This window comes from Embleya sp. NBC_00888, assembly GCF_045207655.1.
In the GTDB taxonomy this organism is placed as follows: Bacteria; Actinomycetota; Actinomycetes; order Streptomycetales; family Streptomycetaceae; genus Embleya.
In genome coordinates, this window is sequence record NZ_CP108784.1 from 4,076,157 (window position 1) to 4,092,818 (window position 16,662).

Genomic DNA, 16,662 nt, shown 5'->3' on the forward strand with positions numbered 1-16,662 from the left:
ACCGGTCCTACAGGTTGGGCAGCACCTCGTTCTCGAACAGGCGCAGGCTCTCCCACGCCAGCTCGGGCGGGATGCCGCCCATCATCGGGTGCAGGATCGCGAACGCCGCGTCGCCCTGGGCCTTGAGCTCGGCCACCAGGGTCTGTGGCGTGATCACCCGGTACTGGCCGCCCGCGCGCAGTTCGTCGGCGTCGGTGACGCTCGCGTAGCCGCCCACACCCGAGGTGCCCGCCTTCGCCATCGTCTCGCCGTAGGCGTTGACCTCGTGCAGCGCGTGCGGCGCGATCCTGTCCCAGTCCCGGTCGGGATCGTTCGAGAGGTGGAAGAAGCTGGTGTCGCCGCCGAAGTACGGGCCCGGGTCCTCCTCGCCGAGCTTGACCTTCTCGTCCCGGTAGAACTCCCAGATCGCCGGGTTCGAGGGCATGAACCCGTCGGCGATCCGCGCGGCGCGGCGCGCGGCGGCCTCGACGCTGCCGCCGAGGATGATCGGCGGTCCGCCCTTCTGGAACGGCTCCGGGGTCACCCGCACGGTCCGGCCGCGGAAGTCGAACTCCTCGCCCGTCCACGCCTTGCGCAGCGTCTCGACGGTCTCCACGGTGCGCTTGACCCGCTCGCGCATCGGCACGTCGTACATCGCGAACTCGGCGTCGACGTAGCCGTTGGTGAGCACCACGTTGACCCGGCCCTGGCTGAGCAGGTCGAGCACCGCGAGCTCCTCGGCCAGGTGCAGCGGGTCGTGCAGCGGCGCGGGGATCGCCGCGATGGTCACGCCCATGTTCCGGCTCCGCGCGGTGATCGCGGCGGCGAACTGGAGCGGGGCGGGCAGGTATCCGTCGGCGAAGCCGTGGTGCTCGGACAACGTCACCATGAAGAACCCGTGCCGGTCGGCCCACTCGACCATGTCGAGTGCCGCCGCGTAGCGCTCCCCCATGCTCGTCCCGGCGAAAGCCGGATTGCGGAAGTCGAAACGCAGCGCGAACACAGCCATGCCGTTCTCCTGTCCTCGGCGCCACCGCCGAGGTGATCGGCGCCGCACTCTCTGATGGGGCGTCAGGTTAGTCGCGCGGGTCGAGGAGAACCAGGGGCGGCGCGAACGAGCACCGGCGGCGATCGACCGATGCGGCCGGTCAGCCCCCGCGCAGCGCCCGGTCCAGCAGGACCCGCAGCGCGCGCCGGTCGGCGTCCGGCAGGCCGGTCAGCGGCGGGTCCTGGGCGAGGCCGGCGAACAGGCGCTCGCGCAGGTCGGCGCCGGCCGGGGTGAGCGCGATCAGCTTCGCGCGGCGGTCGCCGGGATGCGGTCGGCGCTCGACCAGGCCGCGCTCCGCCAGCCGGTCCACCACGAAGGTCACGTTGGGCGGCTCGCAGCACATCCGCCGACCCAGTTCGCGCATGCCCAGCGGTTCGGCGAGTTCGTGCACCGCGTTCGCCTGGGACGCGGTCAGGCCGACCGCGCCGGCACACGCGGCGAAGTGCGCGTCCAGCCGTGCGGTGGCCGCGTAGAGCAGCGCGGTCAGTCCCGGCAGCTCGCCTTCCCCCGTGGTCATGGCCACACTCTAGCCGAACTTCGTTACAGCTCGAATGATTCGAGGTGTAACGTCGACACGGAACTGACATGCCGTCAGTTCCCTTGGTCGCCCCGGGAGGACCCCGTCCATGTCCGCAATCCTGGCCGGCCGGATGGCCCTGGTCACCGGTGGCAGCGGCGGCATCGGCTCCGCGTGCGCGGCGCGGCTGTTGCGCGACGGCTGCTCGGTCACGCTCACCGCCCGCCGGGCCGACGCGCTCGCCGAGACCGCCGAACGACTGCGCGCGCAGGCCCCGGCCGGCACCGAGGTGCGCGTCGTCGCGGCGGACGTGTGCGGCACCGACGGGATCCGTACGGCGGTCCGCGCGGCGGGCCCCGAACTCGCCATCTGTGTGGCCACGGTGGGCGGCGGGAGCACCGCGCCGATCCTGGCCGTGGACGACGACGCGTTCCTGGCCGACCTGCGCCGCAACACGTACAGCGCGTTCCTGGCGATCAAGTACGCCGCGCCCGTGATCGCCGCGCGCGGCGGCGGCGCCATCGTGTGCGTGTCCTCGACCGCGGCCAAGCTGACCATGCCGTTCCTGAGCGGCTACGCGGCCGGGAAGGCGGGCCTGGAGGCCCTGGTCCGAGCCGCCGCGGACGAGCTGGGCGCGGCCGGCGTCCGGGTCAACGCGGTCCGCCCCGGCCTGGTGCGCTCGCAGGAGGACGCCCGGATCTTCCGCGACGAGGAGATGCTCGCGCGCTTCCTGGCGAACAAGCCGCTGGGCCGAACCGGCCTGCCCGAGGACATCGCCGAGACGGTCCGCCACCTGGCCGGCCCGGAATCGTCCTGGACCACCGGTCAGAGCCTGGCCGTGGACGGCGGCAACGAACTGCGCCGGGCGCCGTCCTTCGAGAAGTACGCCCGGGCCGCGCTCGGCGACGCGGTGATCGACGCGGCGATCGCGGGACGCGACCCGTACGTCGCTTCGCCCTGAACCATCCCCCGAAACCCCTGACCTGCCCCCGCCCCACTTCGAACGCGACGGAGCATCCGGATGACCATCGACGTGCAACTCTCCATCGGTCTGCCGAACTTCGGCACCTGGCCCGCCGACGACTGGCGCGGCTTCGTGGACGTCGGCCGGGCCGCCGACGACGCGGGCATCGACCGGATCGTCCTGGTCGACCACGTGGTGATGGGCCCCAACACGCAGAACTACACGTGGGGTCGCTTCCCCACGCCGCCCGAGGCGGCCTGGCCCGAACCGCTCACGCTGCTCGCCGCGATCGCCGCGGTCACCTCGAACGTGCGCCTGGCCACCGGCATTTTGGTCGCCCCCTTGCGCGGCGCGACGCTGCTCGCCAAGACGGCGGCGACGCTGGACCGAATCTCCGGCGGGCGGCTGGAACTGGGCGTGGCCACGGGGTGGCAGCGCGAGGAGTACGACGCGGCCGGGATCGACTGGGACGCCCGCGGACAACTGCTCACCGACACCCTCGCGGCGTGCAAGGCGCTGTGGACGAACCTGCCCGCGTCCTTCGCCTCCCCGACGGTGAACTTCACCGACGCCTACTGCGCGCCGCTGCCGGCGCAGCCCGGCGGTGTGCCGCTGTGGATCGGCGGCACACTGAACAAGCGCAACCTGGACCGCATCGTGCGCAGCGGCGACGGCTGGATTCCGATCATGGGCCTGTCCACCGCCGACATGGCCCGGGACGTGGTCCGGATCCGCGAGGCACTCGCCGCGGCCGGTCGCGACCCGCGGGCGCTGGGTGTGCAGGGCCCGCTGCCGATGGTCAAGGACGACGCGGGACGCTTCGACCTGGCCCGCACGATGGCCGGGGCTGCCGAGGTGATCGCCGCCGGCGCGACCGCCGTGCACCTGCCCATCCAGGTGTTCTGTACCGGACCCGAGGGCGCGCCCGCGTTCTTCGCCGAGGCCAGGGAGCTGTTCGACAAGGTGCTGTCCGGGCGCTGAGCCACCCGCGGATGGGGCCGACCACCTGGGGCTTTACCCCGGCTTGGGGAAAGTTCGAGGTTTGCGGAACGTCGTCGGTGGGAGGGTCGTTGCCCTGATCAGGGCGCGATACGGCGCCTTTGTCCAACGCGGGAGGGCCCTCCATGTCCGACGTCACGCTGCCCACCGGGGCCAACGCGCCCCTGACCGGCGACCGCGCCGAGGTCTCGATCGGGTGGGGCTCGGCCGACGTCGTGGACGTGTCCGCCGTGCTCCTGACCGACGCGCACAAGGTGCGCACCGACGAGGACCTGGTCTTCTTCAACAATCCCGTCGGCGGCGACGGGGCGGTGCGCACCGCGCCCGGGCCCTCGGGCACCACCCACGTCAGCGTCGAATTGGCCAAGCTGCCCGCCGAGATCGCCCGGGTGGTGGTCGTGGTCAGCTCGGACGCGGACCGCCCCGGGGCGACCCTGGGCCAGGTGCCGGGCCTGGGCGCGACCACCGTGTCCGGGGACGCGCGGATCGCCTACACGCCGGACGCCTTCGCCGGCGGCGAGACGGTCGCGGTCCTGGTCGAGTTGTACCGCCGCGGCGACGCGTGGAAGGTGCGCGCGGTGGGTCAGGGCTACGCGAGCGGACTCGCCGGGCTGGCCACCGACTTCGGCATCTCGGTCGAGGACGAGCCGGAGCCCGAGCCGGCCCCCGCACCCGCCGTGCCGGCCCACGTGATGGTCAAGGAGCCCGCCGCGGCTCCCGCGCCGGCCGCGCCCGCGCCGATCTCGATGGCCAAGGAGCCGCTCGGCCGGGTCGACCTGGCCAAGGGCGGCCGCGCGACGATCAGCATGGACAAGGGCGACCGCTCGGTCACCGTCACCGCGTCCCTGGTCTGGGACGGCGGCAACGACGCGCGCCGCAAGACGGGCGCAGACCTGGACCTGTACGCGCTGTTCGTGCCCAGGTCGAAGGTGGGCGCCAAGAAGGGCGGCGACGGGGTGATCTACTACCGCGAGCTCGGCAGCCTGACCTCGGCGCCGTACATCCAACTGGACGGCGACTCGCGCGTCCCCGGCCGCGAGACGGTCCGGATCACCCGGCCGGACGAGCAGGGCTACGTGCTCATCTGCGCGTACAGCGCGGTCGAGAACGGCTTCGGCAGCTTCAAGTCCTACGGCGCGCACGCCGAGGTCACCGACGGCCAGGGTTCGACGGTGAACGTGCCGCTGTTCAACAACAAGCGCGCGGTGTTCTGGGTGGCCATCGCGCTGGTCGACTTCACCGACCCCGACGGTGTGTCGATCCAGCACGTGGAGAAGTACTCGAAGCTGATGCAGGAGCGTCGCCCGATGCTCTACGCGGACGGCACCTTCGAAATGGGCGCGGGTCCGGCGGAGTTCAAGACGGTGCGCTCGCCGCGCGAGCGCTGATCCCGCACCCGGCGGCGCGCTACCGCTCGGTCGTCGTGGCCGAGCGGTAGTCGGACCGGCCGGGCATCGGGCCCCGGCCGGTCGTGCGGCCTACTTGGCCGAGCGGTAGACGATCACCTTGTCGCCGACGCGCGTCTCGTTGAACAGCCGCTGCACGAGACCCTTGTCCCGCACGTTCACGCAGCCGTGCGAGGCCCCGTTGTAGCCGTGGGCGGCGAAGTCGGCCGAGTAGTGCACGGCCTGGCCGCCGGAGAAGAACATCGCGAACGGCATCGGCGTGTGGTACAGCGTCGAAACGTGGTCGCGGCTCTTGAAGTTGATGCTGAACGCGCCCTCGCGGGTCGGCGTCTCGGCCGAGCCGAAGCGCACGTCGGTCGAGTACTGGGCCTTGCCGTCGATCACCCAGGTGAGGCGGTCGGTGCGCTTGTCGATGCAGATCGCCCGGCCGGTCAGGCACCGATCGTCCAGTCCGGCCTGCGGCTTGGGCGGGGCGGGCTTGGTGGTCGGCGGCTTGCTCGTCGGCGGCTTGGTGGTCGACGGCTTGCTGCTGGTGGTGGGCTTGGCCGTGCTCTGGCTCGCCGACGGCGTGGCGCTGCTCGGCGCGCTGCTCGTGGGCGGGGCCGAGGTCGGGGCGGTGCTCTCGGGCGCCGGCGTCACCGGTGCGGAGGAGGAGGTCACGGGCAGCGGCGACTGCGCACCGGCCTTCGCGGTCGAATCGCTCGACGAGCCGGAGTTGCAGGCCGACAAGGCCAGGATCGCGGTCACGGTGACCGCGAGGGATATACGAGTCTTCTTCATCGAGTGGTGCCTCTCCCGACCCAAACCCAAATGTGGAGTGTTCCCCGAGTCGTGCTCCCTTGTAGACGCGGATGGGGCCCCAGAGGTTGCGTCCCTAGTTTGACCCATTCGGGTGAATGTTCAGCCGGACATGTCCTGCCGTGACCACCTCGGGATCGACCGGACGCAGGTCCGCGGCCCACGCGTCCAACGCGGCGCCGATCTCGCCCCCGACCAGGGCCGCACCGATGCCCAGGCAACGCATCCCGGCCGCCTCGGCCGCCCGCACACCGCTCTCCGCGTCCTCCACCACCAGGCAGCGGTCCGGTCGTACGCCGAGCAGACCGGCCGCGCGCAGGTAGCCCTCCGGAGCCGGCTTGCCCTCGCGAACGTCCTCCGCGGTGACCATGTACACCGGTGCGGGCAGTTCCGCCGCGCGCAGTCGCCCACTCGCCACCTTGCGGGTGCCCGACGTGACGATGGCCCAGCGCGCCGCGGGCAGTGCGGCGAGCAGCCCGGCCGCACCGGGGATCGGGATGATGCCGGTGAATTCGCGCTCCTCGCGCTCGACGATCCACGCGGCCTCGACCTCGGCGTCCAGCGTGGGGGCGACCACGCGCACCAGGTCGATGTCGCGACGGCCGTACGACGCCGCGACCGCCGCGTCCGGGTCCACGCCGCGATCGGCCGCCCACGCCCGCAGGATGCGTTCGATCAGCGGATGGGAGTCCACCAACACACCGTCGAGATCGAACAGGATCGCGTCACAGTCGAGCGTGGTGCCGTCGTTCGCCATCCGAACAGGCTGTCAGGAACCGCGGCGGAGCGTCGATGCCTTCCCCGCTCATGAGCACGTTGGCTTGATCGATCACCCACATGGCTCAGCTATTGATCGAAATCGATCATCTTCGGACCTGGGTCAACGCCCTTCGTTGCCTAACCGTCACGTTTGCGCCGATCGTCACCGGCTAGGTGCTCACTACGGCCCGGACGCGCTCACCCCCAGGCGGCAATCATGTACTTGGTCCTCGCTCTGCTTGCACCGATCGTGATGTTCCTGCTGATACCCGGGCTCTCCTGGCTCGAGGACCGCATGTTGGGCTCGCTGACCCCACCGCCGCCGACCCCGTTGCCCGTGCCGTCCACCGCGCGACCGGCGATCGAACCCGCCGCGCCCACCCCGACCCCGGTCGCGCTGCCCACCGTGCCCCGGCCGGCCGGACACACCGTGCGATCGGGTCGACCGCGGCACGCTCGTCGCTCGACCTCGCTGCTCGCCTACCGGCATCACATCGGCCGCCGGCGGCCGCCCCGAGCCCCGGTCTTCCGTTGACCGCCGGTCCACCGTCCCGGAGCCGACCCTGAGTGAGTCCGCCGTGCCGCCGCCGGTGCGCATCGAGTCCGTACCGCCCGAACTGGGCTCCCCGCTGGGCGCCACGCCGCTGTCCACACACGCCGACGTGTGGCACGTGCTGGGCAGCCGTACGGACGCGGTGCTCAAGCTCGCGACACCGGACGGCACGGCGGCGGCCAATCCGCGCTACTGGGCCCGGGAGGTCGAGGCGTACGAGAGCGGCTTCGCGCACACCGTCTACGGCGACTTCGGGCTGACCGCGCCCCGGCGACTGCGCGCGGATCCGCGCGAGGACGGGTCGGTCGCGTTGTGGCTGGACTTCGTACGCGGGCGGTCCGGAACCACGTGGGACGTCCCCCGGTGGGCCGATTTCGCCCGGCGGCTCGGCGCCGCGCAGGCCGTCCCCCGACCGGCCGGGCCGTCCTGGCTGTTCGAGCGCCCGCCCCCGGTCGGACCACTGGCCGCCCGGACCGTCGAACTGCCGTACGTGCCTTGCCATCTGAACCTGCGGCCGGTGGATCTGATCGCGCGCGACGAGGACGTCGTGCTGCTCGACTGGTCGCACGCGGGCTATGGGCTGCCGGGTGAGGATCTGACCGGGTTGATCCTGGCGCACGCGGCCGAGCCCGAACTGGCCGCGACCCTGGACGCCACGCTGCCGGCCGAGTACGCGCGGGGCGCGGAACGGGCCGAGGCCGACGTGCGACTCGCGATCGCGGCGACGGCGCCCGCGAAGTACGGACCCGGTGCGGACGCGGCGACCCGGCGGATGTTGCGGAGGTGGACCGAGGACGCGGTGGGCCGTTGAGCCGGGTTCCCGGCCGCGCCCGGCGCACCGGCCCGAGGGTCGGCGCGGCCGGGGTGGCGGGTGCGGTCGGGCCGTCGGCGCGGTCGATTCAGCGGCGCGACCTGCGGATCGCCCAGATCAGGACGAGCACGGTCGCGACCGCGGCGGCAGCGGCCGGCACCGGGCGTCGGCGGATCTCCGCCGAGCCGGTGAGGGTCGCGTGCCGGAGCGGGTCCGGGGTGTGGTCGAAGAGTTGGTTGCCGGCCGTGTGTCCGACCTCGACGGTGCGATCCTTGGCGTGTCCGACCCGGTCACCGGCCGACTCGCGGGCCTGACCGACCTTGTGCACGGCCGCGTCCTTGAGCTCCTCGGCGCGGTGCCCGGCTGCTTCCTTGAGCTCTCCGGCCCGGTGCTCGACGGCTTCCTTGGCCTGCTCGGCGCGGTGTCCGGCCGCCTCGATGAGCTCTTCGGTGCGGTGGCCGACCGCCTCCTTGGCCTTCGCGGTCTTGTGCCGGGCCGTCTCCTTGGCCTGCTCGACACGCTGCCGCGCGGCGTCCTTGGCGTGCTCGGTGCGGTCCTGGACGGCGTCCTTGGCCTGCTCGGCCCGGTCCCGGGCGGCCTTTTTGGCCTGCCCGGCACCCTCCCGCGCGGCGTCCTTCGCTTGCCCGGCCCGGTCCCGGGCGGCGTCCTTGGCCTGCCCGGCCCGGTCGCGGACGGTGCCCGCGGCCTGTTCGGCGGCTTCGCCGGCCGCCGCTTCGAGCCGTTCGGCCCGGCGTCGGGCCCGCCCCGCGGCACGGTCGGTTCCTCGGCCGACCTGCTCGGCGGCCTCGCCCACCTTGCGGTGCACCGTCTCGGGCGGCTCGGCCTGGGTCAACTCCTCCACCGCGTGATCCAGTTGCTCACGTTTGCGGCTCAGCGTCGGCTCCTGCTGCGGGAGTGCGCTCTGCGTGGGTGATTCGACGGCGGGGGGAAGGACGGTCGGGAACGCGGCGATCTCGTCGGGATCGCGCGACGCGGACCTGCCGCCGGAGTCTCGGCCTGGGGTACTCATCGGTGCGTACTCCTCTTCACGGTCTCGATGTCCTCGCGTCACCGCCGAGGACCGCGCCTGGCGCCTGCCCCGCGGGCGCCCGGTCATTCGTCCTCGGCGGGCCTTCGACGGCCGGGGCCGTCTCCCCGATCCTGCCGGGGGCGCAGACCCGGCAGGACCGAGGACACGGCCACGGCGTTCGGGTTCGTCGATGCCGGAGTCGGTGTCTCGAGGCCGAGGCTAGAAACAACCGGGCCGAGGATCCGGGAATGTCACCCGAATGCGCGGCTCGGCGTGTCCGACCGATTCACCCGGTCGGCCGCTCCGCGCGGGACCCGACACACGGTTCCCGGTGCCCGGAGCGAACCGAACGCGCAGGCCGGGAATGCTCAGCCCGCGCTGCCCCGACCCGGTGCCGACGACCCGATCCGGGTCCGGGCCGGGCGCGGCGGCTTGTCGTGGAAGACGCAGTCGCCGCACGTACCGCCTCCGGGGATCCGGTAGTACAGGCAGCACGTGGTGCGGCGGAACGCGCCGAGCGCACCGTGCAGGCCGGTTCCGCGCAACCGGCCGGCGGCCAACAGGCCGTCGGCGAACACGCGTGTGGTCGCGACGAGTTCCGGCTCGGCCGGAGCCAGGTGCCGGTGCAACACGCGGGCCGCGCCGACCAGGGCCGACGCGGCGTTGCCCCACAGCAGTCGCTCGGCGACCGGCACCACCGCTCGGGTCGCCCCGGCGAGCGGCACCAGATGCCCGAGCAACACCGCGTCGTGAAGTTGCTCGATCCCCGAACGGTCGTCCGACACCGGCACCGGCGCCGGATCGGGCGCCCACAACTCGACCGGCCCGGCGTCCGGGAAGCGCCAGTACGTCCGGGCCGGATCCAGGTCGGGCACCACCCGGCCGAGCACCGCCGCGCCCAGTGCCACCGACCACAACCGTGAGGCCACGCCCAGGTACAGGATCGACGCGGCGACCCGCGGTTCCTCGGTCCGCAGCCGGGCCCGTACGTGCTCCACCCGGTCCGCCCACGCGGCGGGCGCGGCCCGGTCGTACAGCTCGGCCAACGGCCGAAAGCCCGCGCCGTCGGTGATCGGTCCGGTCCGCAGCTCGAAGTAGGGCCCCACGTCGGCGAGCCGGCGCAGCGGCCCGCCGACGTGGGACCGCGACCGCGCGCCGGTCAGCGGCTGTCGCCCGGACGCCACAACACATCACCCGCACCGCCGGCGTTGGCCCGCCGGGCGAGGACGAACAGCAGGTCGGACAACCGGTTGAGGTAGCGCGCGGTGAGCGGGTTGACGGTCGCGGCCCCGCCCGCCGTCGCCCGCTCGTCCGCCTCGATCAGCGCCCAGGTCGAGCGCTCGGCGCGGCGGGCCGAGGTGCGGGCCACGTGCAGCAGGGCCGCGGCCGGGCTGCCGCCGGGCAGTACGAAGGAACGCAGCGCGGTCAGTTCCGCGTTGAACGCGTCGCAGTGCTCCTCCAGCCGGGCCACGTCCGCCTCGGTGATCCGCAGCCGGGTGTCCCCCTCGGCGATCGGCGCGCACAGGTCCGCGCCGACGTCGAACAGGTCGTGCTGCAGTTGCGCCAATACCGCGCGTGTCTGCGGTTGCGGGTCGCCGAGCGCGAGCACGACCCCGATCGCCGCGTTGGTCTCGTCCGTGTCGGCGTACGCCGCCAACCTCGGATCGGTCTTGCGCGTCCGGGAGTTGTCGCCCAGCGCGGTCGTGCCGGCATCGCCGGTACGGGTGTAGATCCGGCTCAGAACCAAGGACATGGTCGGCACCGGCCTCTCTCGGGGAAATCCGCCCCGGTTGGTGAGGTGGCGACGACGTGAGTCTCCTGGCTCTCGGATCATCGCTCCTCCCGGCCTTCCGACCCGTCTGGGGGCCGTGGCCGGTTCGGGAGTCGCTCCCCGATCACAGTGGCGGGACCGCGCCGGATTCACACCGGCTTCCTCGTACCGCCGTCGCCTTGCGCCTCCCACCATGACACGCCCGACGGGCCCGGTCCACCGTCGGATCCGGACCACGCGTGCGGGTGAAGCTTGCCGCCGGTCCGCGCGCCGAGCCCCGGACCGGCGCGGGCGAAGCCCAGGATCGGATTCCGAGAGCGGCTCCCTCGGCCGGCGTCGGCCCGGCGGTATCGGCGCCGAAGGGTGCCGGCGAGCGCCGGTGAGTCGATCCGAGATCCGGCCGTGCCGGGAAATCAGTGCCGGAGGTATGCGTGTCCACGGTGTCCGGAACACCTGAACCAGCCGGTCCGACGCGTCGGGTGGGTCAGGCATGTCGGGTGGGTCGGGTACCTCGAGCGGGCGTGGTCCTGGCTTGTTGTGCTTCGCTGTTCGGAGCGGGGTCGGGGCATCCCGCCGCCTGCGCGGGGTGGTTCGGCGCCGAGGGACGGCATCTCGCCTCCTCCGTGCGGCTCTTCGATGCCGGTTCGGCGCGGCCGACCCCTTCCGCGGCGGACTTCGGCGCCGGGTCGGGACACGCCACCCCACCCGCCGGGCCCCTTGGCGCGGGAACGGGAGGCCCCACCCCGTCCGCCGCGCTGTTGACCGCCGGCGCCGGGCGCCCCGTCGGGTCCGGCGACCGGGTGCGGCCGAGGGACGAGCCCGAGGCGATCCTGCCGCCCGTCCCGCGTGCCGTCGCCGATCGGGCGGGCACTCGCGCCGGGCAGTCGGTGGACGTCCCGGTCCTGGCCGGCGACTCCGGCGAAGGGCTGGTCGTGCTGTCGTACACCAATCCCGAACACGGCCTGGTGCTCCAGCGGGACGAGGCGGATTCGGTGCTGCGGTACACGCCGGGGCCGGGCTTCACCGGACGCGACAGCTTTCGCTACACGATCGTCGACCGGCTCGGCCGCGAGGCCACCGCGAGCGTGCGGATCGAGGTGGTGGCCGGCCCCGGTGCGTCCGGCCGGCCGGTCGAGACCCGGGCGGGCAAGCTCGGCGTCCATCGCGGCGTCGACGAACTCCGCGCACCCTCGGCCGCGTCGGCGGCGCGTCCGCGCGCCGGGGTCGATCCGGGCGGCGGGTCGCTGCTCGTGGCGTTCCTCGGCTCGGCCGTGCTCGGGGCGGGTGTCCTGGCGTTCGTCGCCCACCGTCGGCCGGGCCGGCGGCGGCTCGGCTGAGCGGGCCCGGGTCGGTTCGATCGGCTGTTCGAGGTTGCGCCCCGAACGGCGGCTGTTCCGGGGGTTCTTCGGTCTGATCGGCCTTTCGGGGCTCGTCCCCCGACCGACTGCTCCGACGTTTCTTCGGTCCGATCGGCCCTTCCCAGGCTCGTCCCCCGATCGGCCCTTCCGGGCTTCCTCGGTCCGGCCGGTGTCGCCCCGGTCAGCCCTTCCGGGCCTCCTGGGTGAGCTGGTAGAGCCCGTACAGCAGCTCGGCGATGCCGACGATGAGCAACACGACGCCGATCTTCCCGAGCGCGACCACCGGTGTGTCCACGTCGTCCGCGAACAGCTTCAGGGCTCCGCCCACCACCGCGCTCAACAGGCCGGCCGTCAACGAACCGCGTGCCTTCGCCACGGTCTTCCTCCTCCACTCGACCTGCGGGTACGGCTATGAGGCTAGGTCCGGGCCCCGGCCCGGCACGCCCTCCGCGGGAACGAACCGGCGTACACACTTCGGCCTAGAACCGCGCCCGGGTTCGCCGCGGCCGGTGGGTTCGGCGGGGCTTCGGGAATGGGGCCGGCCCCACCCCCGAAGGGTGGCCAGCCCCATGGGCACGCCCGTTTCACGCTCCTAGCGTGGATCCGGTGCCGTGAACGGGGAGCGGCCGGAACGGCGGAGGGACGACAGTGAGCGGGCGACCGACACGGCCACGACACACGATCGGGGACGAACCGGAGGGTGTCGGGGCGCCGGCCGTCCGGCTCGACGCGGTGCGCAAGGTGTACGGCAAGGGCTCGGCCTCGGTCGCCGCCCTCGACGGGGTCACCCTCGCCTTCGGACACGGCTCGTTCACCGCCGTGATGGGTCCGTCCGGCTCCGGCAAGAGCACCTTCCTGCACTGCGCGGCCGGCCTGGATCGGCCCACGTCGGGCACGGTCGCGGTGGCCGGCCGGGACCTCGCCGAGCTCAACGAGAACGCGCTGACCAGGCTCCGTCGGGAGCGGATCGGTTTCGTCTTCCAGGCGTTCAACCTGCTGCCCACCCTCACGGTGGAGCAGAACATCACGCTGCCGCTGCGGTTCGCGGGCAAGCGCGCCGACCGCCGGCGGATCGCCGAGGTGATCGCGCGCGTCGGCCTGACCGACCGCGCCCGGCACCGGCCGCACGAGTTGTCCGGCGGCCAGCAACAACGGGTGGCGATCGCCCGCGCGCTGGCCGTGCGCCCCGCCGTGCTGTTCGCGGACGAGCCGACCGGTGCGTTGGACACCCGGACGGCGGCCGAGGTGCTGGGTCTGCTGCGGGAGTCCGTGCGGACCGACGGCCGGACCATCGTGATGGTCACGCACGATCCGATCGCCGCGTCCTTCGCCGACCACGTGGTCTTCCTCGCCGACGGTCGGATCGCCGACCGGCTGGACGCGCCGACGGTGGACGCGATCGCCGAACGCATGACCCACCTGGGCGCGTTCGCGAACGCTCCGCTCCCGGGTGGGCGGCCGACGGTCGACGGGATCCGCTGATGTGGGGGCTCGCGCTGCGCACGCTGCGCTTCCGGGCCGGTGGCTTCGTCGCCACCTTCGTCGCGCTGTGTTTCGGCGCGACGGTGGTGATGGCCTGCGGCGGGCTGCTCGAGACCGGGGTACGCAACAACGCGCCGCCGCAACGCCTGGCCCAGGCCTCGCTGTTGGTGATCGGCGATCCCACCTTCACCGGCCCACGCGACGGATCCGGGGACCGGGAGCGGGACTTCGCCCTGGCCGAGCGGGTGCCGTTGGACGCGCGGCTCGTGGATCGGGTGCGGGGCCTGGAGGGTGTGCGCGCGGCGGTCGGCGAACGCACCTTCGAGACCGCGCTGACCAGCGCCGGTGGCGGTCGCAAGGCACAGGGGCACGCCTGGGAGTCGGCGGCGCTGACGCCGTACGCCCTCACCCGAGGGGCCGCGCCGGTCGGGCCCGACGAGGTGGTCCTGGATGCCGCGCTCGCGCGCCGCGCGGGCGTCGCCGTGGGCGACCGGGTCGAGATCGCCGCACACGGCGGCTCGGCCGCGTACCGGGTCACCGGCATCGCGCAGCCGGCGCGTACCGTCCCGCAGGCCACCATGTTCTTCGCGGCGGCCGAGGCGGAGCGGCTCGCGGCACCCGCCGGCACCATCGCCGACATCGCAATCGTGGCCGACCCGGGCGCCGATCTCGGCGCGCTGCGCAAGCGGGTCGCCGGCGCGCTGAACGAGGACCGGGCCAGGATCCTCGCCGGCGACGATCGCGGCGCGGTCGAGCACCCCGAGATCCTGGCGGACAAGTCCGACCTGATCTCGCTGGCGGGCGTCTTCGGCGGGCTGGCGGTCGCGGTCGCGGTGTTCGTGGTGGCCGGCACGATCGGGCTGTCCGTACAGCAGCGCCGCCGCGAGTTCGCGTTGATGCGCGCGATCGGCGCGACGCCGCGTCAGTTGCGCCGGATGTTGCTCGGCGAGACGTTCCTGGTGACCGTGCTCGCGGCGGGTGTCGCGTGGTTCACCGGACCCGCCGCCGGTCGGGTGCTCTTCGACCGGCTGGTGACCTCCGGCATGGTCGCCGAGACGGTGCGGTTCGAGCAGGGCTGGATCCCGGCGGTCGCGGCGGCGGGCGCGGTGCTGCTGACCGCACTGGTCGGCGGCTTCATCGGCGCGCGACGCACGGTGACCGCGAAGCCGACCGAGGCGCTCGCCGAATCCGCGCTCCAGCAGCGCTGGTTCAACTGGTTCCGATGCGTGGTCGCGCTGATCGCGCTGGCCGGCGCCACCGCGCTGGGCCTGGTCACCGTGCTCGTCCTGGAGGGCCCGATCGCCGGGAGTACGGCGGGCCCGGCGGTGATCTGCGCCGCGATCGGCCTGGCCCTGCTCGCCCCCGGCCTGACCAAGCTGCTCACCTGGGTGTTGTCCCTTCCGCTCGGCGCGCTGACCGGCGAGTCCGGCCGGATCGCGATGCTCGGCTCACGGGCCACCTCGGTGCGGACGGCCGCCGTGGTGACGCCGATCATGCTCGCGGTGGCGATCAGCACCGGCCAGTTGTACCTGCAGACCACCACGACCACGCACGCTGAGCGGGTGTACACGGAAAGCCTGCGCGCCGACGCGGTGTTGACCGGTGCGGGTGGCGGTCTCGACCCGGCTCTGGTCGAGCGGGTGCGGGGCATTCCCGGCGTCGCGAGCGCGAGCGCGTACGCCGCGAGCGAGGGCTTCATCGAGCAGCCGCGGACCGCGCCGGACGGTCGGCACGGCCTGCAACTCCAGGGGGTGGATGCCGAGTTCGGTCTGCCCGCCACGGCGGTGACGGCCACCTCCGGGTCGTTGTCCGAGTTGCGCGGCAATACCGTGGCGATCCCTCGGGGTCTGGCCCGGTCGATCCATCGCGGGCCGGGTGACACGGTCCGCGTGCGGCTGGGCGACGGCGCTTCGGTGGACGTGCGCGTGGTCGCGCTGTTCGAGAGCCGGCCGGGCTACGACTCGCTGCTGCTGCCGGTGTCCCTGCTCGCGCCGCACACCACGAACGGGCTGCCCGCGCAGATCCTGGTGCGCGCGGCCGAGGGCACCGACCCCGACCGGCTGATCGCCTCGCTCGGGGCATGGGCCAAGGAGCATCCGGGCGTTCGGGCCGCCTCCAGGAACGCACTGCTGGAGACGCACGCCGAGGAATCCAAGACCCAGGCGTGGGTCAACTACCTGATCATCGGCATGCTGACCCTCTACACCGCGCTGGCCCTGATCAACTCGCTGATCCTGGCCACGCACAACCGGCGCCGCGAGTTCGGCCTGCAACGCCTGAACGGCGCGACCCGCGGCCAGATCATGCGCATGGCCGCGGTCGAGGCCACGCTCACCACGCTGATCGGCGTGATCCTGGGCACGGCCGCGGCGGCCGCGGCGGTGATCCCGTTCAGCCTGTCCCTCACCGACTCGTGGCTGCCGACCGGCCCGATCACCATCTACGCGACCGTGGTCGCCACAGCGACGACACTCACCTTCACGGCAACCCTCCTGCCCACCTGGAACGCACTCCGAACGAGCCCGGTCACGGCGGCCCAGGCCTGACGGGGACGATGGCTCGGTCGCGAGCCGGCTCCCCCGCCACCACCCGGGCGGCCCCATCGATGCGACGCCCCCCGCGAGCCACCTCCGAACATGACAAAGGCCCAGGTCACCATAAAGTGACCTGGGCCTTTGTGATGGAGCCGCCTAAGGGAGTCGAACCCTTGACCTACGCATTACGAGCACCGTAGCAGCAGTCCCTTGTGATGCCGGGCAAGATCACATAGGAACGTTTGGACTGGTCAGAGGCAGTAGACCTCCCGGCCCTACCCAAGCGATGCCGGTGCGTGCCAAGGCATCCGGACACATCGGGGACACATCCGGATGCCCTCCCCACCTGCACAAACGTGTTCCCCGGCCGCGAGCGCAACTCTGCGCTCACGGCCGGGGAACTCGGGCCACGAGCCGCCGGGGGCCTTGATCGAATCACCCACGATCGGGGAGCCCGACGATGGCCGTCACGTGACACCCCGGCCAGCCGGTTCCACACCTAGAATCACGGGCGTGAGCACACCGTGACGGTCTGCCCCGGGCGAACCACGTTGCCATCGGCGCAGATCATGCACTGATCCAGAAAGGCCGTTCTTTGTGGATGTAGCCAAGGACGACCGGCTCCTCATTGATGGGGAGTTGGTGGTGGTCGT

The 16,662-nt window shown here is 72.8% G+C and carries 16 protein-coding genes and 1 riboswitch; of the genes, 8 read left to right on the forward strand and 8 right to left on the reverse strand.

Features of this window, described 5'->3' with window-relative positions; all coding sequences use genetic code 11:
- Positions 1-7: 7 nt before the first annotated feature.
- Together OG948_RS16935 and OG948_RS16940 are read right to left on the reverse strand one after the other, a co-directional pair.
- A complete protein-coding gene (locus OG948_RS16935; protein WP_406297360.1) occupies positions 8-988 on the reverse strand; it encodes an LLM class flavin-dependent oxidoreductase in 981 nt (326 codons plus the stop codon).
- Positions 989-1,127: 139 nt separating this feature from the next.
- Positions 1,128-1,544 (reverse strand): MarR family winged helix-turn-helix transcriptional regulator, encoded by a 417-nt coding sequence (locus OG948_RS16940; RefSeq protein WP_406297361.1) that lies wholly within the window; start codon positions 1,542-1,544, stop codon positions 1,128-1,130.
- Positions 1,545-1,653: 109 nt separating this feature from the next.
- On the opposite strand from OG948_RS16940, the gene OG948_RS16945 reads away from it, so the two are divergent.
- From OG948_RS16945 to OG948_RS16955, 3 genes are all read left to right on the forward strand, one after another.
- Positions 1,654-2,505 (forward strand): SDR family NAD(P)-dependent oxidoreductase, encoded by an 852-nt coding sequence (locus tag OG948_RS16945; protein ID WP_406297362.1) that lies wholly within the window; start codon positions 1,654-1,656, stop codon positions 2,503-2,505.
- A 60-nt stretch (positions 2,506-2,565) separates the two neighbouring features.
- Entirely contained in the window at positions 2,566-3,489 is a 924-nt protein-coding gene (locus OG948_RS16950) for a TIGR03619 family F420-dependent LLM class oxidoreductase (RefSeq protein ID WP_406297363.1), read from the forward strand.
- Positions 3,490-3,632: 143 nt separating this feature from the next.
- Positions 3,633-4,895: a TerD family protein gene (locus tag OG948_RS16955; protein WP_406297364.1), complete on the forward strand. Its 1,263-nt coding sequence runs from the start codon at positions 3,633-3,635 to the stop codon at positions 4,893-4,895.
- A 90-nt stretch (positions 4,896-4,985) separates the two neighbouring features.
- Here the strand turns inward: OG948_RS16955 and OG948_RS16960 are convergent, their stop codons facing one another.
- Both OG948_RS16960 and OG948_RS16965 read right to left on the reverse strand, forming a co-directional pair.
- Positions 4,986-5,693: a L,D-transpeptidase gene (locus tag OG948_RS16960; RefSeq protein ID WP_406297365.1), complete on the reverse strand. Its 708-nt coding sequence runs from the start codon at positions 5,691-5,693 to the stop codon at positions 4,986-4,988.
- Between the two features lie 94 nt (positions 5,694-5,787).
- On the reverse strand, positions 5,788-6,468 hold the full coding sequence (locus OG948_RS16965) for an HAD-IA family hydrolase (RefSeq protein ID WP_406297366.1): 681 nt from the start codon (positions 6,466-6,468) through the stop codon (positions 5,788-5,790).
- A 219-nt stretch (positions 6,469-6,687) separates the two neighbouring features.
- On the opposite strand from OG948_RS16965, the gene OG948_RS16970 reads away from it, so the two are divergent.
- Together OG948_RS16970 and OG948_RS16975 are read left to right on the forward strand one after the other, a co-directional pair.
- Positions 6,688-7,005: a hypothetical protein gene (locus tag OG948_RS16970; protein ID WP_406297367.1), complete on the forward strand. Its 318-nt coding sequence runs from the start codon at positions 6,688-6,690 to the stop codon at positions 7,003-7,005.
- Between the two features lie 43 nt (positions 7,006-7,048).
- On the forward strand, positions 7,049-7,834 hold the full coding sequence (locus OG948_RS16975; protein ID WP_406297368.1) for a hypothetical protein: 786 nt from the start codon (positions 7,049-7,051) through the stop codon (positions 7,832-7,834).
- An 88-nt stretch (positions 7,835-7,922) separates the two neighbouring features.
- Here OG948_RS16975 and OG948_RS16980 read toward each other — a convergent pair whose 3' ends face one another.
- From OG948_RS16980 to OG948_RS16990, 3 genes are all read right to left on the reverse strand, one after another.
- On the reverse strand, positions 7,923-8,864 hold the full coding sequence (locus OG948_RS16980; protein WP_406297369.1) for a hypothetical protein: 942 nt from the start codon (positions 8,862-8,864) through the stop codon (positions 7,923-7,925).
- Positions 8,865-9,232: 368 nt separating this feature from the next.
- Positions 9,233-10,048, reverse strand: a complete 816-nt coding sequence (locus OG948_RS16985; protein WP_406297370.1) for a (2Fe-2S)-binding protein — start codon at positions 10,046-10,048, stop codon at positions 9,233-9,235.
- A complete protein-coding gene (locus tag OG948_RS16990) occupies positions 10,024-10,617 on the reverse strand; it encodes a cob(I)yrinic acid a,c-diamide adenosyltransferase (RefSeq protein ID WP_406297371.1) in 594 nt (197 codons plus the stop codon). Before OG948_RS16990 ends, OG948_RS16985 begins: the two co-directional genes overlap by 25 nt.
- A 58-nt stretch (positions 10,618-10,675) precedes the next feature.
- Positions 10,676-10,802: riboswitch (cobalamin riboswitch) on the reverse strand.
- 456 nt (positions 10,803-11,258) lie between these two features.
- Here OG948_RS16990 and OG948_RS16995 point away from each other — a divergent pair.
- Positions 11,259-11,972: an Ig-like domain-containing protein gene (locus OG948_RS16995; RefSeq protein ID WP_406297372.1), complete on the forward strand. Its 714-nt coding sequence runs from the start codon at positions 11,259-11,261 to the stop codon at positions 11,970-11,972.
- 202 nt (positions 11,973-12,174) lie between these two features.
- Here the strand turns inward: OG948_RS16995 and OG948_RS17000 are convergent, their stop codons facing one another.
- Positions 12,175-12,369 carry a DUF5708 family protein gene (locus OG948_RS17000; RefSeq protein WP_395866729.1) on the reverse strand — a complete coding sequence of 65 codons (195 nt, stop codon included), beginning with the start codon at positions 12,367-12,369 and terminating at the stop codon, positions 12,175-12,177.
- A gap of 272 nt (positions 12,370-12,641) precedes the next feature.
- Between OG948_RS17000 and OG948_RS17005 the strand changes: the two genes are divergently transcribed.
- On the forward strand, positions 12,642-13,475 hold the full coding sequence (locus OG948_RS17005) for an ABC transporter ATP-binding protein (RefSeq protein WP_406297373.1): 834 nt from the start codon (positions 12,642-12,644) through the stop codon (positions 13,473-13,475).
- The gene (locus tag OG948_RS17010; protein ID WP_406297374.1) at positions 13,475-16,021 is read left to right on the forward strand and encodes an ABC transporter permease; all 2,547 of its coding nucleotides are present in this window, start codon (positions 13,475-13,477) and stop codon (positions 16,019-16,021) included. The genes OG948_RS17005 and OG948_RS17010 overlap by 1 nt, the downstream gene beginning before the upstream one ends.
- The last annotated feature ends 641 nt before the right edge of the window (positions 16,022-16,662 follow it).